Below are 26,002 nucleotides of genomic sequence, written 5' to 3'. Positions count from 1 at the left end.
ATTCTGTTATTCAATCATTCAATTACTCTTTCAACTGAAATATATTCAATCCGCTAAGGGGTTTTGGTTCAATATATGTACTTTTTGGAGGCATTTTTAACCCGAGATCTGCAATCATTTCCAAATCACGAGCGGCCACGGGATAAAAGAAAAAGCCAAGTTTAAAATTTCCTGAATCGACTTTCTTTTGAAGTTTTTTAATTCCATTTGTATTACCTGATCCTCGCACAAATCCTATCCGGCTATCGTCACTTGAATTTTGGATATTCAAAATCGGTTTTAGAACCAATTCTTCTAAAAGATAAGTATCGAGTTCTGACAAACCTTTTATGGACAAAGCCTCTCTTTTGACAAACAAACTGTAAAATTTTCCGTTTAAATACATCCCAATATTGTGTTTTTTGGTCGGGAAAAAGGGGTTTTGGCCCCGTTCAGCCATATCAAATTTTTCTTGGATGGCTTTCAGAAATCCCTCTTCGTCCAGACCATTTAGATCAGTAATCACACGGTTATAATCTCTGATTATCAATTCCCTATCTGAAACCAACATAGCCATTGTATAGTTCACCGGGTGATGTTCTGAAACCTCTTTCATTTGGCTTCGCATCAATTCGGAATACACCAAAGAACTTTCCATCCGATGGTGGCCGTCGGCTATGTAAAGTGCATCGTATTTCTCAACCGAATCTTTGATTTGCTGTAGGTTCAGACGATTTTCTATCTGCCACAATTGATGCTGATTTTCATCCTTGTCTTTAAAAACCGCTACGGGAAGACGTTTCATTTCGACTTCCATCAACAAATCAATTCTTTGATTGTGCGGATAAGTCAACAAAACCGGTTCGGAATGGAAATGCACATTTTCAAGATAACTAGCAAAAAGCTCTACTCTTTTGGTCAGTGTTTCTTCGTGTTTTTTAATTTTCCCAGATTTGTAATCTTCAAGATTTACCAAACCGATGATTCCCCTCACCTGCTCTTTGTCGGGCTTGGTAAGCTGATAAATGTAAAAAGAAGTTTTATCCTGTTCTGAATTACTGCTTTTCACAAAATTCTGGAAGTTTTCTGCGATTTCCTTTAGTCTAACTTCTGGATCTTCATTGGCTTTTTCCCAAGTCGGTTTAATGATTTGGAGAAAAGAATCTGCATTTTGAGCGGTTTCCTTTTCCAATTCCTCCAATGTGAAACTGTCGATGGATTTTGTTGAAAAAAAGCCCGCAATTTCTTTGACGGGCCGTATTCCTTTAAACGGTTTGAATTCCGGCATGGTGCAAATTTAGCAATTTTATAGTTCTTTTAACCTTTATAAATTTTAGTGATTTGTTCGGCAAGCTCCATCCCGATTCTTTCTTGAGCCTCCTCTGTACTTCCTGCCAAATGCGGAGACATTGAAATTTTTTCATTCATCAGCAAACGCACACTTGGTTTGGGTTCATCTTCAAAAACATCCAAACCTGCTCCGGCAATTTTCCCGGAATCCAGCGCTTCCAACAAGGCTTCTTCATCCACCACACCGCCACGCGCCGTATTGATAATCATCGCTCCGTCTTTCATTTTTTCAATTTCTTCCGCGCCGATGATATGTTTTTCCTGAGCCGGAATATGCAAAGAAATCACATCGGATTGCGCCAAAACATCCTCAAATGATTGGGTTTTGAATTTAAAAACGACTTTTTGTCCGTCGAAAAATTCAATCGGAACTTCCATTTCTTTTTGCGTTCTATTGTAAGCAATTACCTTCATTCCTGCGCCAATTGCATTTTTGGCCACCTCACGACCAATTCGACCAAAACCGATAATCCCCATGGTTTTCCCTCTCAATTCATGGGCTTTGCCATAAGCTTTTTTCAGTTCTTTGAATTTGGTTTCACCTTCGAGCGGCATGGTTCGGTTGGCATCGTGAAGATTTCTAAAGAGCGAATAAACGTGCGCCATCACCATTTCGGCTACGGAAGCCGAGGAAGCTTCGGGTGTATTGATGACTTGAATTCCTTTGGATTGAGCATATTCAACGTCGATATTGTCCATTCCAACTCCTCCTCTTCCGATGATTTTCAGCTGGGTCGCATCTATCAAATCCTGACGAACTTTGGTCGCACTTCTCACCAAAAGCACTTCTATTTCATTTTGGTTGATGAAATTGGCAAGTTGATCTTGGGCAACAAAAGTGGTAATCACTTCAAAACCTTCTTTTTCCAACATCAGTTTTCCACCCAATGAAATCCCGTCGTTTGCTAATATTTTCATTTATCAATTAAATTTAATCTATCCGAATTTCGTTTCAAATTCCTTCATCACATCCACCAAAACTTGCACACTTTCCAAGGGCAAAGCATTGTACATACTCGCACGGTATCCGCCCACATCCCGATGTCCGTTCAGACTGGAAATTCCGGCTCCCTTCCAGATTTTATCAAATTCCGGTTTTAGATTTTCATCTTTCAGCACAAAGGTTGCGTTCATTTCGGAGCGATCTTCTTTTTCAGCTGTTCCGATGAACATTCCGTTGCGATCGATTTCGCTGTACATTAATTCCGCTTTTTGCTGATTGATTTTACTAATCGCCGGCACTCCTCCTAAGTTTTTAAGCCATTGAAGGTTCAGCATCACACCATAAATCGATAAAACCGGCCAGGTATTGAAGGCACTTCCTTTTGAGATATGCGTCTGATAATTAAGATAACTTGGAATATCGCGTCCTGTTTTTCCCAGAACTTCTTTGTTGATAATGGTTACGGCACTTCCTGCGGGTCCCATATTTTTTTGTGCTCCGGCATAAATGACATCGAATTTGGAAACATCAATCGGTTTGGAAAGAATATCGGACGACATATCACAAACCAGCGGTACATCGACATCAGGAAAAGATTTCATCTGCGTTCCGAAAATTGTATTGTTGGAGGTACAGTGAAAATAATCCACATCATCCGGAACTACAAAATCTTTGGGAATGTAATTGAAATTTTTATCGGATGAGGAAGCCACGACTTCCACGTGTCCTAATCTTTTGGCTTCTTTGATTGCTTTTTGCGCCCAAACACCTGTTTCGGTAAAAGCTGCTTTTCCACCGTCGAGTTTCATCAGATTAAAAGGAAGCATCACGAATTGAAGTGAAGCACCGCCCTGTGTGAAAATAATTTCGTGGGTATCGGGAACATTTAACAGTTCTCTGACCAGCGAAATCGCCGTATCAATTACTTCTTGTGCATCTGCCCTTCGGTGTGAAATCTCCACGATGGAAGAACCCGAATTGTTGAAATTCAAAACGGCCTGCGCCATTTTATCAAAAACTTCTTGAGGAAGAATGCAGGGACCTGCACTGAAATTGTGGATTTTCATAGTTATTTATGCATTTTGCGAAATCCGAAGTTCGAAATCCGCTTTATTAATTCATTTAGTTTGCGTTTTCAACTTCCGGGTTAATCATTCGCCGTGCATAAACGCCTTTTTCTTCAACAGGCGTTCTTCGCTTTCCACGTGGTCATCATCGGGCACACAACAATCGACAGGACAAACTGCCGCACATTGTGGTTCTTCGTGGAAGCCTTTGCATTCGGTACATTTATCGGGGACTATAAAATAAACTTCATCGCTCACGGGTTCCTGCGCTTCATCGGCGTCAAAAGCCTGACCGTCGATATTTACAATCGGACCGCTTAGATTGGTTCCGTCTGCATATCGCCAGTCCACAGCCGCTTCATAAATTGCATTATTTGGGCATTCAGGCTCACACGCGCCGCAATTAATACATTCATCAGTGATTATGATTGCCATTTTTATTGGTTTTAAATTGAATATTCTAAATTAAAAGGAGTTAGACAGAAAATGGACTTCTAACTTCAAATTTCCTTACATTTGCACCACAAAATTACCACATTTTTTTATACTTTATGGCAATTCACAACCGTATTTCCGCGATTTATGATTTAGGTCAGTTTTTTAGTTTTATAACTGAAAATGAAACCGATAAACCGGAGAATTTAGCCAAATACGAATACCTGAAAGAGGAATTTATCTCGGTTCTGAATTCGGCTGAAATTCATAATCCTTGGTTTACGAAAGACAATCTGAATTACTGCCTTTCGCAATGGGGAAAAACCTTGACGGAAAAGAACTTAAAAGATTGGGTCAAAAACTATTCCGAAGCCCAAAATCCTAAAAATGTCGGGATCATTATGGCCGGAAATATTCCGCTGGTGGGTTTTCACGACTTGATTTCAGTCTTGGTTTCGGGTCATAAAGCCATGGTGAAAGCTTCTTCCAAAGACGATGTTTTGATGGATTTTGTGATGAATTATTTAAAAAATTCAAACGAAGATTTAAATCAATCCATTCAAAAAGTAGAACGACTTCAAAATCAAGATGCTGTGATTGCGACCGGAAGTAATAATACGGCGCGTTATTTTGAATATTATTTCAAGGATATTCCGCACATCATTCGAAAAAACCGAACTTCTGTTGCTGTTTTAACCGGAAATGAGTCAAATGAAGATTTAAAAAAATTAAGCGAAGATATTTTCCGATATTTTGGTTTGGGTTGCCGAAATGTTACCAAACTTTATCTGCCCAAAGGTTTCAATACCGATTTGATTTTTGAAGCATTTTATGACTGGAGCCCGATTATCAATCACACCAAATATTCCAATAATTACGACTATAACCGCGCGATTTATCTGATGGAACAACAAGCTTTTCTGGATAATAATTTTGTAATTCTGAAAGAAGCCAAAGATTTTCACAGTCCGATTGGGGTGGTTCATTTTGAGTTTTATGAAGATTTGGAAGAAGTAAAAAAAGAATTGAAAGAAAACGAAGAAAAACTTCAATGTGTGGTGGGAAATGATTTCGAAGTGAAATTCGGAGAAACCCAAAAACCATCTTTGACAGATTATGCAGATCGTGTGGATACGATGAGGTTTTTGGAAATACTTTAAAAGCATTCTTTTAGTCCCTATCTATTTCATTTTTAAGTAATTTCTTAAATTTGAAAAAAAAAAACGATTTTGAAACCCCTACTACCTCTTTTACTATTTTTTCTATCCAATTTTGTAGGATTTGCACAAAATGAAAAACAAATTTCTTTCCGAAACCTGACGGTTGATAACGGTTTGTCGCAAAATAGTATTGTAAGTATGACCCAGGACCAAACCGGCTTTATGTGGTTTGCAACTCAGGATGGCTTGAACAAATACGACGGCAGACATTTTCAATATTATCCTTACCAGTTTGAAGATGTCACCCGAAATACTTATAGCAAATTAGGGAAAGTTTTTGTTGACAATGAGGATGTTGTGTGGATTATCACGAATTCAGGAATTCTTCACAAACAAAATAAAGCATCAGAAAAATTTGAACAGGTCAAAAATATAGAAAATGTAAGTCTATTAATTCAGGACTCTTCCAAAAATTACTATTTAGGAACTTATGGTTCAGGAATTTATAAAATTTCTTCCACAACCAAAGATACCCTGCAAATCTTAAAACCTTCGGATATACATTTAACTACTTATGATTTATTTCCATATAAAAACTTTGTCTTAGCAGCAACTTCCGGAGGAATTATCAAAATATTTGACAATAAAGCTTATGAATTTATCGAAGTGGCACCCGGCACAAATTTTAGTTCCTTTGCTAAATCGACCGCTCAAAATAAAATTTTCTTGGGAAGTTATGGAAATGGCTTGTTTGTCGCAGACGAATCTATGCATTTTCAACCGTTTACAGGTTTTGAAAATAACCCGTTACCCACCAATTTGATTATACAGGATATACTGATTGACAGCAGTGATAAACTTTGGATTGCTACCTATGGTAAAGGTGCTTATTTAGTAGATTTCGAAAAAGAGACCATTCAGAATTTTGTTGCCAATAAAACCAACCCGTATGCCCTGCATTACAACGATGTTCTCAGTCTTTACGAAGACTTTACCGGAACGGTTTGGTTGGGAACTGACGGTTCAGGTTTGAGCTATTACGATGAGTATTTGGTGAAATTTAACGTGCTGACCAATAAACAAATTCCCAATGATTTCAACATCGATTTTGTGAGAGCTATTTCTAAAAAAGACGGAAAAATATGGCTGGGAACTTCTAACCTTGGACTTACCTCTGTAGATTTTAAAACAAAAGAATACCAGACACTGACGACTTCCAATTCTAAACTTTCCAGCAATAGAATTATGAGTTTGCACAGCAATAGTTTGGGATTGTGGATTGGTCATCAAAATCACGGTTTGCAGAAAATGACCGGGGATAACCATTTTACAACTTTTGAAGCTACCCAAGGAATGTCTGTGTGGAAGATTTATAATGCTAAAAATGGAAATTTGTGGCTTTGCACCTTGAATGGTTTGGTTTTATTCAACGAAAAGGAAGGAATAATAAAAAGGTATAATGAACAAAATAGAAATCTGTTTTCCAGCGGAATACGTACGGTTGAATCAGGTAAAGAAAATGAATTATGGATTGGAACCGAAGCCGAAGGTTTGTATTTATTAGATACTGAATCCGATCAAATTACCAAAATAAAGCAAATCCCTGACCGAATAAAATCACTGTTTTATCACAACGGAATTTTGTGGATTGGCACCAACGGAAATGGATTGAAAGCTTACAATTCAGAAACAAAAAAAATAAAGCATTTTACCACTGAGCAAGGGCTGGCAAATAACGTCATTTACGGCATACTCCCAGACGAAAAAAGCAATTTATGGCTGAGTTCTAACAAAGGACTGACGATGGCAACTATGATTGGAGATTCTATCGTCAGTATAGAAAATTTCACCAGTTATGATGGTTTGCAAACCAATGAGTTCAACACTGGAGCTTATTACAAAGACACAAACGGAACGCTTTATTTTGGTGGGTTGGAAGGCTTAAACTGGTTTCATCCCAATGATTTGTCTTTTAGTCCAATCAAGCCTAAAACCATTATTTCCCAATTTAAAATACACAGCCAACCGGTTTCACTTCATGATTTTCAAAAATTCAATTCCAATGAAAACACGGTTACTTTCACCTTTTCAAGCCTTCATTATTCATTACCCGAAAGAAATCAATACCGATATATACTCGAAAATTATGACAGCGATTGGATCGAATCCGGAAATATAAATTCTGCCCATTATACCAATCTACCTTCCGGGAAATACACATTTAAGGTTCTTTCAAGCAATTATGATGGAATTTGGAGTGAAATTCCGGCTACATTTAGCTTCAAGATACTCAAACCTTGGTACCTTTCTTACGCTGCATGGGGATTTTATTTGTTGGTATTCGGCGTGCTGGTTTATTTTGTTTATCGGTATTTTAAATGGCGCTGGCAAGTAAAAATGCAATTGGAAATGGAGTATCGCAAACGGGAACGGCTTGAAAGCCTTAATCAATTAAAAACCAAGTTATTCAATAATATTTCACATGAATTCCGTACCCCGTTAACCCTGATTTCCGGACCGGTGGAAAACCAACTCAAAAGACCGAATAATTCGGTAGAGGATGAATTAGAATTAAATTTAATCAAAAGAAATTCCAAAAGACTACTCAACCTCATCAACCAAATGCTGGATATGGCCAAATTAGAAACAGGTCATGTCCAATTAAAAATATCACCGGGAAATTTGAACTCTTTTCTTCATCAGCTAATTGGTAATTTTGAATACAAAGCCAAGCAAAAAAAGATTGATTTTAACTATCGGGTTACAGGACTTGAAAATGTTTGGTTTGACAAAGAACTGACGGAAAAAGTATTGACTAACTTGATTGGCAATGCCGTAAAATACACGCCTGAAAACGGTTTTATTGAAATCCAAGCTTCTGAAAACCAAGATTGGTTCAATTTTACCATCAACAATAATGGCAATACACTTTCTGACGAAGAATTGGCGCGTGTTTTTGATCGGTTTTATTTTGGAAAACAGAACACAGACGGCATTGGCATCGGACTTTCATTGGTAAAAGAATTGTCGACTTTGGCAAAAGGAAATATCAGCGTTCGGTCGTTTAAAGAGAATGAAATAAGTTTTCTGCTTGAATTGCCGGTTTCAAATACTTTTTTTAATGAAAATGAATTGGAAAATCTGCAAAAAAGTCCAGTTCAATCGGAATATTCAGAACTCCCCATGGATTTTGAAGATTCTTTGGATGAAATTTCTGAAGATACCAATAATCAAAACACAGTATTACTGGTAGAAGACGATCCGGATATGCGGATGTTCATAAAATCAATATTGAAAAATGATTATCAAATTATAGAAGCGAATGATGGCGTGGAAGGAGTTCAAGTGGCCATTCAAAATTTTCCCAGTCTGATTATCAGCGATGTGATGATGCCGGTTAAATCAGGAATTGATTTGTGCCGCGAACTTAAATTTAACGAGCAAACGAGCCATATTCCCATTTTACTACTTACCGCAAAAGTAGGCGACGAAAACGAAATCAAAGGGCTTCTTTCCGGAGCAGACGATTATATCACCAAACCATTTAACGAAGAAATTCTAAAACTTAAAATCAGAAATTTACTGCAGTCCAGAGCGCATTTAAAAGAAATCTATTCAAAGACTTTTCATCTTTCTCCGGAACTTTTTGTGACTTCTACCGAACAAATGTTTATGGAAAGATTGGAAAAAGTGACGCAAGAACATCTTACCGATCCTTCGCTTTCCAGTGAGGTTTTTTCTCGTTTAATGGGCATGAGTCGTTCGCAACTGCATAAAAAATTACACGCAGTTTTGGGCGTTTCTACTTCAGAGTTTATTCGTTCCCAACGATTGAAAATGGCCAAAGAATTACTCAAAAGCCAACGCCATGTTTCGGAAATTTCCTATTTGGTAGGTTTCAATACCCCTTCTTATTTCTCCAAATGCTTTAAAGAAACCTTCGGTTGTACACCGGCAGAGTTTCAGCAAGACCCATTTTAAATTTTCATTTAGGTCATTTATCAAAATATGTTTTTGCAAGGCAATGATATGTTTCCAAAATGCAATTATTTATTCAAAAAAACATTTGTTCGCAATTTTGAAACATTTGTAATATTCTCATTATCAATAATTAAATAGTTTTACACCAGTAGAATCGACCTGTTTTAATGAAAATAGAAAGAGGTAATTCCTATAATGTATTAACAATTAATAACCTAAAAAAAAACAATTTAATTATGAAAACTATTACAAGATTTATGTACTTAATTTTTCTAACAACTGTGGTTGTCAGTTGCACAAGCGATGACGACACTGGAGGTGGTGAAGAAACTCCCCAATACAATCTAGATGACCTTCAAGGAAAATGGTATAGAGCTTACAGTAACAATCCCGATTCAGACGGTATGGAAGTAACCGTTACGGGTGATCAAGGGAAAGTCACCAATGCCGCCGGGTCAAGTTTCTCACTCAATAGTGTAAAGTGGAAAGACATAATAGCCACCGATATTAAGAAATACCAACATAGCGAATTGGGCTCAGACGGCAATTATTACGAAGGCTTTATGGAATTAGGACAGGATGACACGTTGCGAATTAGTGTAGGTCATAGCGGTGCCGGAAATATGCAAAAATGGGTAAGAACCTACACAGAGCCTGAACCTGAACCTGAGCTCAACGAATGTACTCCCTACGAACCAGATAACTTTACCAATTCTATTTCCGGTACTTGGTCTGAACCCAACGAAGAAGACGTATATCCCGGTTTATTACCGGCAAGCACCGACCCAGCAGGAGGCTATTATATCGTAACGCTTCAAGCTGAAGAATCTGTTCCATGGATAGATATAAGAATTGCAGGTGACGCTGCGGCTATCATCAACGGTTCAAACGGCACGACGGACAATACCACAAGAAAAGTAGCCTTTGCGGCGCATCCGGGCATCAGTTATGATGTGATGGTAAAACCATTCTTCAATGGAAGCAGCTTTCCCGAAACTTATACCATTACATGGGAATATGTAGGAATTATGGACTGTTACGAGTATAACAATGATTTTGATCAAGCCAAATTTATTCCAAAAAACGAAACCATTGAAGCATTTGCCAACATTAACAATGAAGGATATGGCATTCAAGAAGAACACCAGGATTTCTATAAAGTAGTACTCCATCAGCCTGCAAAATTACAAGTAGAGCTGCAACAAAGTCCCTCAGATAATTTTATTACTTTTAGAATGTTTAGAGACAGTTCGCCGGGTGGAACTATAGTCACCTATCTAACACCCATTTCAGGGAATCCCGCTGGTGCAGAGGCTGGATCTTTATACTATAAAACCTCAAATAATACTTTAGAACCCGGTGTTTATTATATAGAGTTTAAAGCCTATATGGTATTTGGGCACAAAACAGCGGATTTTGATGACGGTGAAGCTTTGCCGGATACCTGGCTCACACCCTATAAATTTAAAGTCACAGCACTTCAATAGTTGTAATTATTTGTTAACCACAAACAGCCTTTTTAAAAGAAGGCTGTTTGATTTTTCTTTTTAAAAACCTGTAAAAATTGAAAAATGAATCTAATTAAATCAACATTATTGATAAGTATTCTCACACTTATTTCCTGCAATGACTCCAAAAATGAAAAAGCGGAAAACCTTGCAGAAACTATAACTATCAAAAACAATGATAACCCATCCATCGTTTTCACAATTGACGGTAACACCCGAACCATCAGCGCTAATGAACGTGTAAAAGACACTATAAATTTTAATGAACATCCGATTAAAACATTGTTCAGAAAAACACACACTGTAAAAAATGCTGATAAATTTGAAATCAATCTGAACTTCTATGAAAAGGATATTCTGGATAAAATACCCATCACCTACATATTTCCACAAGATAACTTTGGAGGTATCATTAAAATCGATTTGAATTTCTTTGACTCCGGAAGAAGTGTAGAAAAATCCATAAACAAACGTTTGATTTTTGAAGAAGGTACTCTCACCGTTCATGAATTAAGCAAAGACAAAATTCGTTTTGATTTTGAAGGAGTCGCACACGAATTGATGAGTAAAGAAAACAGATCTCCGGTTTCGGGAAGTGTGGATGTAAAATATAAATGAAATTAAGTTGAACGCATAAAAATACTTCTTAATCTTTACCAAGGATCCAATATCTACTAAAACTTAAGATCCAAATGTACGACCTCAGACGAGGTCGTATGTTGTATAAGATGATTTTCCCGCACACATTTAGTTTTCCTGGGTTATTAAACTGAATTAGAATTCATTCCTACGGATTTTAAACATTTCAAATTTTTAATTCAAAATTCAAAATAAATCCCTTTTTGCTTTCCTATATTTGCAGTGCAAAATTCAATTCAAGAAAAATGAAATACAAAAGAATACTCCTGAAACTAAGTGGCGAAGCGCTGATGGGAAATCGTCAATACGGAATTGACCCTGAAAGGCTGAATGAATACGCCCAGGAAATTAAATCGGTTGTGGAATTGGGAGTAGAAGTTGCAATTGTAATCGGCGGAGGAAATATTTTCCGTGGAGTTGCAGGAGCGGCACAGGGAATGGATCGTGTGCAAGGCGATTATATGGGAATGTTGGCTACGGTTATCAATTCTATGGCCTTGCAATCAGCACTAGAGGAAGCCGGCGTTTATACCCGACTTCAAACCGCCATACGAATGGAACAAATCGCTGAGCCTTTTATCAAAAGACGTGCAACCCGACATTTGGAAAAAGGACGTGTGGTAATATTTGGCGCAGGAACGGGAAATCCTTATTTTACGACCGATACTGCGGCTACATTACGTGCCATTGAAATCGGTGCTGACGTAATTCTGAAAGGAACCCGAGTGGACGGAATTTACACCGCTGACCCGGAAAAAGATACATCGGCCACCAAATTTGATACTTTGACTTTTGCAGAAGTTTATCAAAAAGGGCTCAATGTGATGGATATGACGGCTTTTACACTTAGCCAAGAAAATAATTTACCGATTATCGTATTTGACATGAATACCAAAGGTAATCTGACTAAATTGGTGAAAGGGGAAAACATCGGAACTTTAGTCAAGTAAATTTTGAATCTTGTGGTTTGAATTAATATATTCGCACTGCAAACAGTGAATTTCGGAATTCTAAAAAATAAATTAAAATGGAAGAATTAGATTTTATAGTAGAAGAAGCAAAAGATCAGATGCAAAAAGCATTGGAACATTTGGAAAAAGAACTGACCAAACTTCGTGCGGGAAAAGCAAGTCCTGCGATGCTTTCTACCGTGAGATTTGATTATTACGGAAATTCGACTCCTTTGAGCCAAGCTGCTAACATCGGCACACCAGATGCACGAACAATTACAGTTCAACCTTGGGAAAAAAACCTGATTCCTGAAATGGAAAAAGCAATCATCAATGCAAACCTTGGCTTTGCTCCTTCTAACAACGGAGATATGATTATCATCAGCATTCCGCCGGTAACAGAAGAAAGACGTAAAGAATTGGCGAAATTGGCAAAAGCAGAAGCAGAAAACGCAAAAGTAAGTATCAGAAATGCGCGAAAAGATGCCAATAACGACATCAAAAAAGAAGAAAATGCTTCTGATGATTTGAAAAAACAATACGAAGACAACATCCAAACACTTACGGACAAATACGTCAAATCAACCGACGATATTCTAGCCTTAAAAGAAAAAGAAATTATGACCGTTTAAGGTTATTTGAAAATATTTGAAACGCTGTTGGAAATCTGACAGCGTTTTTTTATTAATTTTAATTTATGTCAGAACGAATTTCTCAATCCTGGTTCCAATCAAACGATGCGCTATTTATCGCACAAAAATTGATGGGTAAAACTTTGGTGCGAGATTTCGGAAACGGTGATATCTTTCGTTCCGTCATAACCGAAACAGAAGCCTACATCGGTCCTGAAGATTTGGCTTGTCACGCAAGCAAAGGAAAAACAGCGAGAACTTCGGTGATGTTTGAGGAAGGCGGATTGGTGTATGTGTATCTGATTTATGGAATGTATTGGATGCTGAATTTTGTGACAGGCAATCAAAATGAACCACAGGCCGTTTTGATCCGAGGAACTCAAGCTTGCAGCGGCCCGGGCAAATTAGGTAAATTATTAGAACTTGATAAATCTTTTTATGGTGAAAACCTGGAAAGTTCAAACCGAATTTGGGTGGAAGATTCAGAGTCTGTCGGAAAAATTATTTCCACACCCCGAATTGGTATAGATTATGCAGGAGAAGTCTGGAAAAACAAACCATGGCGGTTTGTTTTGGAAATTTAGATGCTGATTTCTCAGCGATTATTCATTAAAAAAATTAATATGAAATCTATTTACAAAACCCTGACTTTATCCATGATGGCAATGTTTTTATCAGCCGGATTGAATGCACAAAAATCGAACATCACCAAAGAAGACTTGCCAAAATCGGCACAGACATTTTTAAAGGAAAACTTCATTAACGAAAGAGTTGTTCAGGCAGAAAAAGATAATTACGGTAATAGAACCGATTATGAAATTGTGCTTAGCAACGGAACCGAAATTGAATTTGACAATAAAGGAAATTGGAAAGAAGTAGATGCGAAAAATAAAGAAGCTTTGCCAGAAGGATTTATTCCAAGAAAAATTGTTCAGCATATCACCCAAAATTTCGCACCCCATCAAGTTTCAAAAATTGAAAAAGATCGTAACAAATATGAAGTTGAACTCACCAACGGAATTGATCTTGAATTTAGTTTAAATGGTGATTTCCTGAGAATTGATGATTAAGTTTCAATCCATTTAATAAAAAAAAACAAAAAAGGTTCCGCGATACTCAGCGAAACCTTTTTTTGTCATTCGTAAATCTTATAAACCTAATTCTTAAGCTCTTCTAACATTTACAGCATTCGTTCCTTTTTTTCCTTCTTCCAAGTCAAAAGACACCTCATCGTTGTCTCTAACTTTATCAACCAATCCGGTTACGTGAACGAAATACTCTTTACCTGACTCGTCATCTTTAATAAATCCGTAACCTTTGGTTTCATTGAAGAATTTGACAGTACCTTTATTCATAAAATTATAATTTGGCGAAAGATATAACTATAAATCCGGCTTTGCACTATAAATTTAGTATATTTTCGATCTTTATATTTGTACCAAATAAATTAACACCTACATAATATAGTCTCAAAAAGAAAAATGATTTTAAAATCTTATTCATCTTAAAATAAATGTGGGAAAAAGTTTAAATCAGAACACAAAAAAAGCCTGTAAAATACAGGCTTTCAATTCATTAAACATAATTATCTTCTACGTCCGCCGCCGCTTCTTCCGCCGCCGCTACGGCCTTTGTTTCTTCCACCGCCGAATTCTTGTTTTCCACCGGAACGTGAATATCCGCCTTTTTTGCCTTCAAATCCACCGCGTTTTCCACCAAAAGATTTTCCGCCTCGCTTTTTATCTCGATCGCCACCTCTTCTTTCGCCACTGTCTTTGTTTTCAGGATTTGAAATCTGAACATCGGCTTCTTCGTTTGCGAAAGAGTCCAAAATCAGTTTTTCATATTCACTGTCGGCTTCAAAAAATGAAAAGTTTCTCAGAATTTCAATTTTCCCGATTTCGATGTCGCGTTTGTTGGTAACTTCATTGATCAAACCAATCAGATTGGGCGCTTTCAGTTTCTGCTTTTCTCCAATTCCGATATAGAAACGAGTAAATCCGCGAACGTTTCCGCGTCTGCTTTCACGCTCTCCTCTACCCGATTCGCTGACATTCAAATCTTTGGCATCTTTGTAATAATCAAGGAAAGTATTGAATTCCATCGAAACAAATCTTCTGAGCAATTCGTCACGGTCCATCCATTCCAATTTTTGGGAAATGGTGTCCATATACGGCTCAATTTGCGCTTCGTCAACTTCGATTTTCTCAATTTTATCAATCGTTGCAAACAAACGTCTTTCCACGATTTCCTGACCGTTTGGAACTTGTTTGCGCTCGATTTTTTTATGAATTAATTTTTCTAAATCTTTAATTCTTCGGCCTTCTCTTGAATGTGCGATGATGATAGAAATTCCTTTGTTTCCGGCACGCCCTGTACGACCGCTTCGGTGTACATATACTTCCGGATCATCGGGCAAATTATAATTGATGACGTGGGTAAGTTCGGTTACATCAATTCCACGCGCAGCAACATCGGTAGCCACCAACAACTGCAATTGTTTTCTTCTGAACTTATCCATCACCGTATCACGCTGTGCTTGAGACAAATCCCCGTGCAAAGCATCGGCATTGTATCCATCTTGAATCAGTGCATCTGCAACTTCTTTTGTTTCACGTCTTGTACGACAGAAAACGATTCCATAGACATCTGGATTGATGTCGGCAATTCGTTTCAGTGCCAAATAACGGTCGTTGGCACGCACCATAAAATACTGATGTTCAACATCATTGGAAGCCTCATTTGATTTCCCCATTGAAATCTCAACCGGCTTGTGCATATATTCGCTGGCAATTCTTCTAACTTCCTTTGGCATCGTTGCAGAGAAAAGCAAAGTTTGTTTTTCGATGGGAGTTGTTTCCAAAATCGCATCAATGTCCTCACGGAAACCCATGTTGAGCATTTCGTCTGCTTCGTCCAGCACTACCCAATTTACATGGTTGATTTTCAACGCTCTTCGGTTAATTAAATCCAAAGTTCGACCGGGAGTTCCGACGACGATTTGCGGGTTTTTCTTCAGTCCGTTGATTTGTTTTTGTGCATCAGCTCCTCCATAAACAGATTGGATCATCACATTTCCCAAGTATTTGGAATAAACTTCCAAATCTTTGGTGATTTGCAAACAAAGTTCACGAGTCGGACAAAGAATGATTGCCTGAATGGTACGGCTTTCCACACTAAGTTGATCCAAAATTGGTAATCCAAAAGCAGCGGTTTTACCGGTTCCGGTTTGCGCCAATGCGATTAAATCCTGTTCGGAACTTAAAATTTGAGGAATTGCCTGTTGCTGAATAGGCGTAGGTGCGACGAACCCAAGTTCGTCAATGGCTTTTTGAATCGCAGGATTCAAGCCCATTTCTTGAAATGTTGTCATTTTAATTTTTTTAGCCGGTAACTGGTCCATTTATCCTCGCACCGGAGATTTTTGTTAAAAATCGAATGCGAAAGATGAAATCAAACGGCCACGCAGCCTATCAAACCCAAAATGAATCTTTTACATTCGTGTTTTCCACCCGGAAAACGGGCGCAAAATTACAAAATTTATTTTAATTATATTTAAATTTAAAAAAACAAGCTTCAGATTTTATTGAATTCTATATTTATACTTCAGAAGTAAGGATTGTGAATGTCAAATTTAGAAAATCTCTTTGATCTTATATTTCTGATTGTTGAATTCCACTTCATCACCGGCTTTTGCACCTTGCAAAGCTGCATAAATAGGCGCATCCACATTTAGTCCTATGTATTTTTTTCCTTCATGATCAAACATTGTGGCCGAAATTCCGATGAAGAAATTCAGAGAATCGGTTAGCACCAAAGCGCCTGGTTCCACTTCTGATTTAGCGTCAAAATCTAAATTTAAAAAACTGTCCAAAGCCATTTTTGCGCGATTAATACGAATTTCTAAACTTTTTGCTGATTCTCGGCTTTGGTCTTGTTTAGAAAAATCTTCGGGATCAAGGGAAGATTCTTCATCCAAATCTGCCGCTTCTGAATAGGTTTCATACATATCTTTCAAACCTTTCAGCTCTTCTTTTTCGATTTCAATAATCCGATTTTTAATTTCTTCTTTTAACGACATAATGCTTAATTTTTAATAAAATTAGCTAATATTGTCTGAAATAAAAATGTCCCACATCAGAAAAGAATTTATTATGAGAAAATTTATCTGCCTTTTTATCTTAAGTATATCATTAACAGGGTTTTGCCAAGAAATGACAAAAGAAGATTATTCACCTTCCAAATGGCGTTTCGGTGGTGGATTGGGTTTGGGATTTGGGAGTAATGGGTATTTTGGATTTGCCATTTCTCCATTTGTCGGTTACGAAATCATTCCTCAACTGGAAGGTGGACTTACAGTGGGTTATCAATATTCAAAATGGAGCGACTCCAAACAAAATCTTTTTAACGCGGGGCCTTATTTAAATTATTATCCGATTCCTTCACTTTTTGCCCGTGCGCATTACGAATATTATACGGGAACCAACGAAATCGAATATGAATTTGAGTCCGATAATTTCAAATACAATTTTAATGAATCAGCGCTTTGGTTGGGTGGTGGTTATCGGACCACCGGAAAAGTTCAGTTATACGCAGGTTTGATGTACAATGTTTTGTACGATAAAAGTTCCAGTTTATTCTCCACCGGATTGCGACCTATTTTGGGCGTAAGTGTTGGGTTTTGAATGAATTGAAAATGAATTTAAATATCAATTATAAAATTTTAACTAATTTTTATTCAGGTAATTATATCATAATTTAAAATTTTAACAAAAATATATTTGGAAATTCCATTATTTCGAAATTAAATTTGCATCCGAGAAGTTCATACAAAAATTGTCTTATCAAGAAAAGCTGAGGGAAATGGCCCAATGAAGCTTTAGCAACCTGTCTTTTGACAAGGTGCTACATCCATCCGCCGCATGGCAGAAAGATAAGTGAAGTAAAGTTTAGATTATAATTACAAAATATAACGGACTCTTCTGACTTATCAGAAGGGTCTTTTTTTTGGACTTTTTCTGAAGCTGCTCTTGATAAGGTTTTGACAACAAGTAACTAAAAAACACAAATATCATGAGCAGAATTACAGACATCATTCATTCCGTCCCTGTAGACGAATTAACAGGATCGATTTCCGTTCCGGTTTACCAAACTTCCACTTTCGTTCAGCAAGCGCCGGGTGTGCACAAAGGCTATGACTACGCCAGAAGCAATAATCCCACAAGAAAGGCACTGGAGAACATCGTTGCGAAATTAGAAGGCGGCGATGATGCCTTTGCATTTGCGACCGGTCTGGCAGCCATAGATGCCGTTGCCAAGCTACTTTCCACCGGAGATGAAATCATCGCGGTGGACGATATTTATGGTGGCGCTTATCGGTTGTTCACCCATATTTATGAAAAATTAGGGATTAAAATCCATTATGTGGACACGACCGATGCCGAAAACATTTTGGAATTCATCAATGAAAAGACCAAATTGATTTGGATCGAATCCCCTACCAATCCGACTTTAAAAGTTTCGGACATTCAAAAAATTTCAGAAATCGCAAAACCTTTCGGTTCACTTCTCGTGGTGGACAATACGTTTGCGAGTCCTGTCGCCCAACTTCCTTTTGAATTGGGTGCCGACATCATCATCCATAGCGCAACCAAATACCTGGCAGGGCATTCCGATTTGGTTGCCGGTTTGGTTGTGACCAAAACCAAAGAATTATCAGAAAAAATAAAATTTATACAAAACGCCACCGGAGGAATACTCGGCCCGTGGGATTGTTTTTTAGCCATTCGTGGAATCGAAACGCTTGAATTAAGGGTCAGACAACAAAGCGAAAATGCAATCAAAATTGCAAAATATCTGACAACGAGGCAAGAAGTGGATAAGGTTTATTATCCCGGATTAACTACACACAAAAATCATGAAGTTGCTAGAAAACAACAAAACGGGCTGTTTGGCGGCGTGGTTTCCTTCAGTCTGAAAGATGACACAGTGGAAGCTGCCAATCAATTTGTTACATCCACAAAGTATTTCAAGCTCGCCGAAAGTTTGGGTGGTGTCAAAAGTTTGCTTTGCCATCCGGCACAGATGACACATGCTTCCATTCCGAGAGAAAAACGCTTACAATCTGGCGTTCAGGATTCTCTGATACGACTTTCCTGCGGAATTGAAGATGTAGAAGATTTGATCGCAGATTTGGATGCAGCGTTGAATAAAAAAGAAAAGTTGATTTTTAAGGAATGCTAACCAATGATTGGCCGAAGAATCACACAAATATTAAATAAGACTTCCTCAGTTAATTAATAACGTAATCGGCCAATTTTTAAAATGATAAGAAATGAAAAAACTTAACATCGGTTTATTTGGATTTGGTGTGGTGGGAGAAGGAATTTACCAAGTGCTTTCCGAAAAATCCCAGCTCAATACAAACATCAAAAAAATCGTCATCAAACATCCTGATAAACAAAGAAATGCACCGACTGAATTATTTTCTACCGAAGCAGAAGATATCCTAAACGATCCGGAAATTGACATCGTAGTCGAATTAATCGATGATGCCGATGCTGCTTTTGAAATCGTGAAAACAGCTTTAAACAAAGGGAAATCGGTGGTGAGTGCCAATAAAAAAATGATCGCCGAACACCATTTGGAACTCATTGAGTTACAACGTAAAAATCAAGTCTCTTTTCTATATGAAGCCGCGGTATGCGGAAGCGTTCCCATTTTGCGGAATCTGGAAGAATATTATGACAACGATTTGCTTAACTATATTCAGGGAATCGTTAACGGATCGACCAATTACATTTTGACCAAAATGAAATCGGAAAATGAAAGTTATGAGAAAGCACTTAAATCGGCAAAGGAAAACGGTTTTGCGGAAAGTAATCCTGCGCTTGATGTAGAAGGCACAGATGCAGCTAACAAACTATCCATCATTATTTTACATGCTTTCGGACGATTGGTCTCTCCAAATGATATTTTGAAAAAAGGAATCACCGCATTGAAAAATGAAGACTTCATCTATGCTGCTGAAAAGGGATTGATCATCAAATTGATAGCAGGATGTGCTTTGGATGAATCCGGAAATTTAACACCGATTGTCGTTCCGACTTTCATTGAAAAATCAAAAACTTTGGGTTTGGTAAACAATGAATACAACGGTGTTTTAATAGGCAGTGCGTTGGCCGACGAACAATTTCTCTATGGTAAAGGCGCCGGCCGCTACCCTACTTCATCGGCCGTTTTAAGCGATATTTCTGCGCTTCGTTATGATTACAAATACGAATTGAGAAAGGGAATCAAAAACGGATTTCACGGAGAATATTTCGTGGAAAAAAAATTTTATGTCGGTTTCAAGCCGGGACAAAAATTAAATAAAGAGATTTTTCAAAACATCGAAGAATCCTACCAAAGTAAAGAATATGAATATGTTACCGGAACCATCCGCCTGAGCGATTTGAAAAATTCAGGATGGCTGGAAAATGAATCGGTTTCGGTTATTTCTTTTTAAAACTTAACATTATGATTGAATATGATTTTAATTTCCTGCTGGAATTGGATGATTTGGAATTGGTTAACCAATACAACCGTTTGGTGACGCACCAACCCAATGATAACCCCGACAAAAAATTAAACGATGTCATTTACAGAAGCCTGCACACAAGGTATTTGGGGAAAACTTTTAAATCGAGAAACTATAATCTGGAATATTTAAAGTCTTCGCTGAAAGATGGATTCTGTATCATTTCCTTCAAAAAACCGGTTTATTTGGAAGTGATTTTAGGAATTAAAACGCTTATACCGGTTGATTTCAATTAATTCATTCTGAATGTTTGTTCTTGTTTTTCCCTTGCCAATTTTTGCAAGGGATTTTTATTTCAAAACCAATTGAACATCTGAATGTTCTGAAATGATTTCGAGAAGAATTTCAAAATAAGTTTTTCCGGTTCCCGCCTGCAATTCTTCCATTTTCTTTTGGACAAATTCAGAATTGAATTTTCCCGGTTGGTCCCATTTATTTTGGTAATACTGAAGCGTCGCTTCAAAACCCAAATCTTTTTGACTCTTTTCACTGTTCAACCAAATGATTTCTAGTAGTTCAAATCCTTTTAAACTTCCATAGCTACCATATAAAAAATCATGAAAAGCATCCAGGCTCGCACCCAGTTTCCAATCCTCATCGGCCATCGTCAAACGATTCAATTCCGCATAAAAACCTTCTATCGTTTGAAAATTATTTCCGTCTATTTCCAATTTCATTTTTCGCATATACAAAGAAATGAATTTCCGTTCGGAACATTTAAACAAGAATTAGCATCTTTACAAAAAATACAGGATGAATAAAAAATTGATTTGGATTCTTTTATATGTGGTCATCGTAGGTTTGAGTGTTTATATCACCTACAACCGCTTTGTGATTTTACGAAATCCGGAAGGAGAAACCATCATGAATTACGTTTTATTTGGATTATTTATCGTATTTACTCTCATTAACTTACGAATTTTAATTAAACGAATAAAAGAATGTTAGAATGAAGCTTTTGGAACTCCAAAACACCTATCAAAAAGAACTTCAATCGATTTATTCTTCTTCGGAAATCGACCGGATTTTCTTTTGGATTGCAGAGAAAATTCTGGATAAACCGGAGCATATTTTAAGATTGGCTTTGGAGGAAGAATGGTGGGAATTTGAAGAAAAGAAAAACCAATTTTTATTTAAATTAGTGCTTCTGAAAGATCATACACCTATTCAATATATCCTCGGCGAAACGGAATTTTACGGCATGAAATTTTTTGTCAATGAAAATGTGTTGATTCCCCGTCCTGAAACGGAAGAATTGGTCGAATGGATTTTAAATGATGTTAAAAATGCTGAATTAAAAATAATCGACATCGGTACGGGAAGCGGTTGCATTCCCATTGTTTTGAAGAAAAATTTACCAAATGCATCAGTTTGGGCAATGGATTTTTCGGAAAAAGCCATCGAAACAGCCCAAATCAATGCGGATTATCACCAAACCGACATTCAATTCATTCAAAATGATTTCCTGACTATGGATTTCAAGGAATTGCCGGAATTCGATATCATCGTAAGCAATCCGCCCTATATCGGTGAAACGGAAAAGTCAGAAATGGATGAAAATGTTGTCAAATTTGAGCCGCATTCCGCTTTGTTTGTTCCTGACCAAAATGCTTTGGTTTTTTATGAGAAAATCATAGAGTTAGCAAAAAATAATTTAAAACCAAACGGAAAAATTTATGTGGAAATCAATCAGAATTTAGCCCAAGAAGCAAAAGAATTATTCCAAAATAATTTCAAAAATACCGAACTTAAAAAAGACATATCGGGAAATTTTAGAATGATAAAATCATTTAATTAAAACTTCATATGAGGAAATTTAAATCATTGTTAGTCATTTTATTAACTAATTCATTAGTTATTGCACAAGAAATTCATTCAACCAATCCCAATGCAGCTCCCTCCACTGTCTGGGCGATGAGTAGTGAGCTTGACGATGCATTGCTAAAAAAAGACACGGCAAGTCTTGAGAAATTAATTCATAAAGATTTGATTTTGGGACATTCCAATGGCTGGTGGGAAACCAAAATTTCTTTACTCAAAAATCTACCCTCTAATAAGATCCACTATCACGAATTTCGAATAATTAGTGAACCGGAGATTCATCATTCTTCTGAAAATTTAAAAACCATTGCACGGAAACTTACTGCAATTGGAGAACTTGAAGATTATGATTTTGAAGTGGATTTAAAAATCTTGGAATTATGGATTTATGAAAGCGAAAGATGGCAACTTCTCGCCCGACAAAGTGTGGAAGTAGATTTTGACGAATAATCACTACATTTGATTTATGATGAAATTCTTACTAGCACTCTTGCTCCCGCTGATTTCAATGGCTCAAACTGGAAATGTTGAAGATTTATTAACCTCTTCAACCTGGAATATTTCATACAACATAACGCCAGAAGGTGAAAGAATGGACGAAGAGAGCGATGAGAAAATCCGTTCTAGCTGGGTTAAATTCAATAAGGATGGAACTTACGAAGTTCCTAACGAAATTGCCGGAAAAATCGTTGGAAAATGGGTTTATAATACCGAAACAAATGCCATTCACTTTCAAGAAGGAAAAAGTAAATATCGCGCATTAGTAGAAGAAATAAGTGAGTTAGAATTACTTTTAAATTATGTTGATAATGGTAAATTTAAAATTGGGCTAATTCATTATGTTCATGTACCTAAAGTTAAGTCAAATGAAGAAACAGTTCAACTCCTAACTTCAGGCAAATGGAACGTAATTTTAAAAAGATTTGAAAGTGTAGAAGATCGAATTCCGGTAGAGAATATTGAAAATACTTGGTTTGAATTCCATCCGGAAGGAAACTATCAAAAATCTGAAGTAGTTGGAGAAGAAATCATCACGACTGACGGCACATGGTTCATGGATGAAAAATTCCAACTAAATCTTGACGGAAGTGAAAACACGATTTATACGGTAATCGGCGACAAATCCAGATTAATTCTAACCACAATTACCGGTGGATACAACACCATTGAGATGAAAAAGGCAAAATAGTTGCAATCAGATTTTAAAAATTAAAATCATGAAATTACCTGAAAACCATCAAACTCTGATGCCCTACCTCATCTTGGGGGATGCGAGGGGATTTTTGGAATTTGCTCAGAATGTGTTTGATGCCGAAATACTCTTGGAACATCTGGACGACGACAACCGGATTATTCATGCCGAAATAAAAATCGGTGAAAGTACAATTATGATCGGTCAGTCCAACGAATTCTGGGGCGTCAATAATGCTGGAATGTTTATTTATGTGAAAAATGCGGATTTTGTTTATAATCATGCAATTCAGCAGGGAGCCGAGTCCATTATGGAGCCTTCCGATAAAGATTACGGCAGAAGCTGCGGCGTGAAAGATCCATTTGGAAATATTTGGTGGATTACTTCTTTTTAGGTTTGCCGCCCATATAAAATACCAACTCTCCACCTTGTATTAAATCAAAATGATTGAGTGTAAAATCAGTTATTTCAACACCATTGAGCATTACTTTCTGCACATAAACATTTTTAGCTGAATTATTTATTGCTTTGATTTTAAATTCTTTTCCATTTCCGAAATTGATATTTGCTTCATCCACCAAGGGACTTCCCAAAGAATAATTTTCACTTCCAGGCGCAACCGGATAAAAACCCATTGCCGAAAAAATATACCAGGCACTCATCTGTCCGCAATCATCATTTCCACCCAAACCATCGGGCGTGGGTTTATACTGCATTTCCAGAATATGTCTTACAGTTTCTTGTGTTTTCCATGGTTCTGAAGACCAATTGTATAAATAAGCCACATGATGAGCCGGTTCGTTACCATGCACATATCCACCGAGAATCCCTTCTCGGGAAATATCTTCTGTATTGGCAAAAAACTCATCTGGTAAGTGCATGGTAAACAAAGTATTTAGTTTTTCGGCAAACTTTTTCTTACCGCCCATAGCTGTTGCAAGCCCCACCGGGTCATGAGGTACAAAAAAGGAATAATTCCAGCTGTTTCCCTCAATAAATCCCATGCCATGCGTTTCATTGATATCAAAATTATTCCGAAAAGAGCCGTCCTTAAGCCTTGGACGCATCATGCCGATGACCGGATCGAAATTGTTCTTCCAGTTCTGGGATCTTTTCATAAACACTTTATAAACATCCTTTCGACCTAATTTTTTAGCAGCCTGCGCAATTGCCCAGTCATCATAGGCATATTCCAGCGCATTTGAAACCGAAGTGGAATTATGCTCATCCGGAATGTAACCCAAATCAATATAATCACCAATTCCTTCATAAAAACGTTTGTTAGCAGTTTCTATACAGGCATTCAATGCTTGGTTTTCATCTCCGTCATATACACCTTTCACAATGGCGTCCGCTACAACCGACACGCTGTGATAGCCACTCATACACCAATTATCGTTTGCATAATGCGACCAGATGGGAAGCATATTCAAAGAAATCTGTTCGTAGTGTTTCATCATTGATTTTACCATATCATTATTGCGTTCCGGCTGAATGATATTGAAAAGTGGATGCAATGCTCTATAGGTGTCCCAAATTGAAAAAGTGGTATAATTCGTAAATCCTTCTGCCTTATGAATTTCCTGATCCAATCCTTTATATTCGCCATTTACATCCATATAAACAGTGGGACTCAGGTAAGTATGGTACAATGCCGTATAAAAATTGATTTTGTCTTTTTCAGAGGCTTTGATTTGTATCTTTTCTAATTCTTTTCCCCATTCTCTTTCTGTTTTATTTTTAATTTCCTCAAAGTTCCATCCCGGCGTTTCTGCCAGCATATTTTCTAACGCATTTTTCTGACTAACCGGTGATAACGCAAACTTAATCATCAGCTTCTCTCCTTCTTCTGTATCAAAATCAAAATGCATCCTGATTTTTTGTCCGGCTATTTCGGGAAAGTTTTCATTCTGATTAAACTTCCGCCAAAAACCTCTGTAAACCTGATTCGTATCAAAATCCTTTCGTCCGTAAGTTTTGAAAGGTTTGGAGAATTTCATCGCAAAATAAACCGTTCGTGTCCGGGCCCAACCGTTTGTTTGTCGGTATCCGGTAATGGTTGAATCATTTACCACCCGTACATAGGTCCAGACAGTTTTATCGTCATAATTGTAAATTCCCGACATCAGATCCAAGATGACATGAGCATCTTTTGATTCAGGAAAAGTATATTGATGAACCCCAACTCGTGTTGTAGCTGTGAGTTCCGCATTGATATTATAATCTTTCAATTTTACTGCATAATAACCCGGCGAAGCCTTTTCCTCATCATGTGAAAATCTGGAACGAAATCCGCTGTCAGGATTTTGGGACGTTCCCGGATTCATTTTCAGTTCGCCGACAGTTGGCATCACAAGAAAATCCCCTAAATCAGAGTGCCCTGTACCACTAAAATGCGTATGACTGAAACCTGTAATGGTTTTATCTTCATACCGGTAACCTGCGCAATATTTGTAAACATCAGGATTGTATTTACCGTTTAACTCATAAGAAATAGTATCAGTATCCGGACTCAGCTGAACCGATCCGAAAGGTGCTGTAGCCCCCGGATAGGTATGTCCCATTTTTTCTGTTCCAATAAAAGGATTTACATATTTCAGCAGATTTTCCTGAGAAAACAAAAGACCTGAAATACTTAGAATTACAAGCAAAATAAGATTTTTCATATACCAAATCTAAATAAAAAAACCGCCAAATAACCTGATTGGCAAATTAATTGGTATAAAATTTTTACTAGCTGTAAACTTCAATAACTTTGCATAGCAA

The 26,002-nt window shown here is 37.3% G+C and carries 26 protein-coding genes and 1 riboswitch; of the genes, 17 read left to right on the top strand and 9 right to left on the bottom strand.

What is annotated here, in order from left to right:
* Positions 1 to 22: 22 nt before the first annotated feature.
* From WBF63_RS03290 to WBF63_RS03275, 4 genes are all read right to left on the bottom strand, one after another.
* The gene (locus WBF63_RS03290; RefSeq protein ID WP_424368268.1) at positions 23 to 1,267 is read right to left on the bottom strand and encodes a DUF1015 domain-containing protein; all 1,245 of its coding nucleotides are present in this window, start codon (positions 1,265 to 1,267) and stop codon (positions 23 to 25) included.
* Positions 1,268 to 1,296: 29 nt separating this feature from the next.
* The gene (locus tag WBF63_RS03285; RefSeq protein WP_424368267.1) at positions 1,297 to 2,247 is read right to left on the bottom strand and encodes a D-2-hydroxyacid dehydrogenase; all 951 of its coding nucleotides are present in this window, start codon (positions 2,245 to 2,247) and stop codon (positions 1,297 to 1,299) included.
* Positions 2,248 to 2,265: 18 nt separating this feature from the next.
* The gene (gene serC / locus WBF63_RS03280; RefSeq protein ID WP_424368266.1) at positions 2,266 to 3,339 is read right to left on the bottom strand and encodes a 3-phosphoserine/phosphohydroxythreonine transaminase; all 1,074 of its coding nucleotides are present in this window, start codon (positions 3,337 to 3,339) and stop codon (positions 2,266 to 2,268) included.
* A gap of 84 nt (positions 3,340 to 3,423) precedes the next feature.
* The gene (locus tag WBF63_RS03275) at positions 3,424 to 3,774 is read right to left on the bottom strand and encodes a 4Fe-4S dicluster domain-containing protein (protein ID WP_424368265.1); all 351 of its coding nucleotides are present in this window, start codon (positions 3,772 to 3,774) and stop codon (positions 3,424 to 3,426) included.
* A 116-nt stretch (positions 3,775 to 3,890) separates the two neighbouring features.
* Between WBF63_RS03275 and WBF63_RS03270 the strand changes: the two genes are divergently transcribed.
* From WBF63_RS03270 to WBF63_RS03235, 8 genes are all read left to right on the top strand, one after another.
* Complete coding sequence (locus tag WBF63_RS03270) at positions 3,891 to 4,934, top strand: acyl-CoA reductase (protein ID WP_424368264.1); 1,044 nt, start codon at positions 3,891 to 3,893, stop codon at positions 4,932 to 4,934.
* Between the two features lie 69 nt (positions 4,935 to 5,003).
* Positions 5,004 to 8,915, top strand: a complete 3,912-nt coding sequence (locus WBF63_RS03265; RefSeq protein WP_424368263.1) for a hybrid sensor histidine kinase/response regulator transcription factor — start codon at positions 5,004 to 5,006, stop codon at positions 8,913 to 8,915.
* Positions 8,916 to 9,151: 236 nt separating this feature from the next.
* Complete coding sequence (locus WBF63_RS03260; RefSeq protein ID WP_424368262.1) at positions 9,152 to 10,402, top strand: hypothetical protein; 1,251 nt, start codon at positions 9,152 to 9,154, stop codon at positions 10,400 to 10,402.
* Between the two features lie 84 nt (positions 10,403 to 10,486).
* Positions 10,487 to 11,041 carry a hypothetical protein gene (locus WBF63_RS03255; RefSeq protein WP_424368261.1) on the top strand — a complete coding sequence of 185 codons (555 nt, stop codon included), beginning with the start codon at positions 10,487 to 10,489 and terminating at the stop codon, positions 11,039 to 11,041.
* A 266-nt stretch (positions 11,042 to 11,307) separates the two neighbouring features.
* Positions 11,308 to 12,012: a UMP kinase gene (gene pyrH / locus WBF63_RS03250; RefSeq protein ID WP_424368260.1), complete on the top strand. Its 705-nt coding sequence runs from the start codon at positions 11,308 to 11,310 to the stop codon at positions 12,010 to 12,012.
* A gap of 77 nt (positions 12,013 to 12,089) precedes the next feature.
* Complete coding sequence (gene frr / locus WBF63_RS03245) at positions 12,090 to 12,644, top strand: ribosome recycling factor (RefSeq protein ID WP_424368259.1); 555 nt, start codon at positions 12,090 to 12,092, stop codon at positions 12,642 to 12,644.
* A 65-nt stretch (positions 12,645 to 12,709) separates the two neighbouring features.
* Positions 12,710 to 13,228, top strand: a complete 519-nt coding sequence (locus WBF63_RS03240; RefSeq protein WP_424368258.1) for a DNA-3-methyladenine glycosylase — start codon at positions 12,710 to 12,712, stop codon at positions 13,226 to 13,228.
* A gap of 39 nt (positions 13,229 to 13,267) precedes the next feature.
* Positions 13,268 to 13,714, top strand: coding sequence for a PepSY-like domain-containing protein (locus WBF63_RS03235; RefSeq protein WP_424368257.1), 447 nt, complete (start codon positions 13,268 to 13,270; stop codon positions 13,712 to 13,714).
* Positions 13,715 to 13,807: 93 nt separating this feature from the next.
* Here the strand turns inward: WBF63_RS03235 and WBF63_RS03230 are convergent, their stop codons facing one another.
* The 3 genes from WBF63_RS03230 to WBF63_RS03220 form a co-directional block, all read right to left on the bottom strand.
* Positions 13,808 to 13,999, bottom strand: a complete 192-nt coding sequence (locus WBF63_RS03230) for a cold-shock protein (RefSeq protein ID WP_424368256.1) — start codon at positions 13,997 to 13,999, stop codon at positions 13,808 to 13,810.
* A 230-nt stretch (positions 14,000 to 14,229) separates the two neighbouring features.
* Positions 14,230 to 16,017, bottom strand: coding sequence for a DEAD/DEAH box helicase (locus tag WBF63_RS03225; protein ID WP_424368255.1), 1,788 nt, complete (start codon positions 16,015 to 16,017; stop codon positions 14,230 to 14,232).
* A gap of 261 nt (positions 16,018 to 16,278) precedes the next feature.
* Positions 16,279 to 16,725: a hypothetical protein gene (locus tag WBF63_RS03220; RefSeq protein ID WP_424368254.1), complete on the bottom strand. Its 447-nt coding sequence runs from the start codon at positions 16,723 to 16,725 to the stop codon at positions 16,279 to 16,281.
* A 133-nt stretch (positions 16,726 to 16,858) separates the two neighbouring features.
* Here WBF63_RS03220 and WBF63_RS03215 point away from each other — a divergent pair, with 133 nt between their 5' ends.
* From WBF63_RS03215 to WBF63_RS03200, 4 genes are all read left to right on the top strand, one after another.
* Positions 16,859 to 17,329, top strand: a complete 471-nt coding sequence (locus tag WBF63_RS03215) for a hypothetical protein (protein ID WP_424368253.1) — start codon at positions 16,859 to 16,861, stop codon at positions 17,327 to 17,329.
* 153 nt (positions 17,330 to 17,482) lie between these two features.
* A riboswitch (SAM riboswitch) is annotated at positions 17,483 to 17,584 on the top strand.
* Positions 17,585 to 17,717: 133 nt separating this feature from the next.
* The gene (locus WBF63_RS03210; RefSeq protein WP_424368252.1) at positions 17,718 to 18,887 is read left to right on the top strand and encodes a trans-sulfuration enzyme family protein; all 1,170 of its coding nucleotides are present in this window, start codon (positions 17,718 to 17,720) and stop codon (positions 18,885 to 18,887) included.
* A 91-nt stretch (positions 18,888 to 18,978) separates the two neighbouring features.
* Complete coding sequence (locus WBF63_RS03205) at positions 18,979 to 20,151, top strand: homoserine dehydrogenase (RefSeq protein WP_424368251.1); 1,173 nt, start codon at positions 18,979 to 18,981, stop codon at positions 20,149 to 20,151.
* An 11-nt stretch (positions 20,152 to 20,162) separates the two neighbouring features.
* Positions 20,163 to 20,459 carry a hypothetical protein gene (locus WBF63_RS03200; RefSeq protein WP_424368250.1) on the top strand — a complete coding sequence of 99 codons (297 nt, stop codon included), beginning with the start codon at positions 20,163 to 20,165 and terminating at the stop codon, positions 20,457 to 20,459.
* Positions 20,460 to 20,513: 54 nt separating this feature from the next.
* Here WBF63_RS03200 and WBF63_RS03195 read toward each other — a convergent pair whose 3' ends face one another.
* The gene (locus WBF63_RS03195; RefSeq protein WP_424368249.1) at positions 20,514 to 20,900 is read right to left on the bottom strand and encodes a barstar family protein; all 387 of its coding nucleotides are present in this window, start codon (positions 20,898 to 20,900) and stop codon (positions 20,514 to 20,516) included.
* 76 nt (positions 20,901 to 20,976) lie between these two features.
* On the opposite strand from WBF63_RS03195, the gene WBF63_RS03190 reads away from it, so the two are divergent.
* The 5 genes from WBF63_RS03190 to WBF63_RS03170 are packed head-to-tail and all read left to right on the top strand — an operon-like array spanning position 20,977 to position 23,630.
* Positions 20,977 to 21,171 (top strand): hypothetical protein, encoded by a 195-nt coding sequence (locus WBF63_RS03190; RefSeq protein ID WP_424368248.1) that lies wholly within the window; start codon positions 20,977 to 20,979, stop codon positions 21,169 to 21,171.
* Between the two features lies 1 nt (position 21,172).
* Positions 21,173 to 22,021 (top strand): peptide chain release factor N(5)-glutamine methyltransferase, encoded by an 849-nt coding sequence (gene prmC, locus WBF63_RS03185; protein WP_424368247.1) that lies wholly within the window; start codon positions 21,173 to 21,175, stop codon positions 22,019 to 22,021.
* Positions 22,022 to 22,029: 8 nt separating this feature from the next.
* Complete coding sequence (locus tag WBF63_RS03180; RefSeq protein WP_424368246.1) at positions 22,030 to 22,494, top strand: nuclear transport factor 2 family protein; 465 nt, start codon at positions 22,030 to 22,032, stop codon at positions 22,492 to 22,494.
* 16 nt (positions 22,495 to 22,510) lie between these two features.
* On the top strand, positions 22,511 to 23,233 hold the full coding sequence (locus WBF63_RS03175; protein ID WP_424368245.1) for a hypothetical protein: 723 nt from the start codon (positions 22,511 to 22,513) through the stop codon (positions 23,231 to 23,233).
* Positions 23,234 to 23,261: 28 nt separating this feature from the next.
* Positions 23,262 to 23,630, top strand: coding sequence for a VOC family protein (locus WBF63_RS03170; RefSeq protein WP_424368244.1), 369 nt, complete (start codon positions 23,262 to 23,264; stop codon positions 23,628 to 23,630).
* On the opposite strand, the gene WBF63_RS03165 is transcribed toward WBF63_RS03170, so the two are convergent.
* Positions 23,617 to 25,902, bottom strand: a complete 2,286-nt coding sequence (locus WBF63_RS03165) for a GH92 family glycosyl hydrolase (RefSeq protein WP_424368243.1) — start codon at positions 25,900 to 25,902, stop codon at positions 23,617 to 23,619. The two genes, WBF63_RS03170 and WBF63_RS03165, sit on opposite strands and share 14 nt — an antisense overlap.
* Positions 25,903 to 26,002 lie beyond the last annotated feature (100 nt).

Source organism: Moheibacter sp. (assembly GCF_049672845.1).
GTDB lineage: Bacteria > Bacteroidota > Bacteroidia > Flavobacteriales > Weeksellaceae > Moheibacter.
Note: the sequence above shows the minus strand (reverse complement) of the source record. Positions and strands in the feature narration are given on the sequence as shown.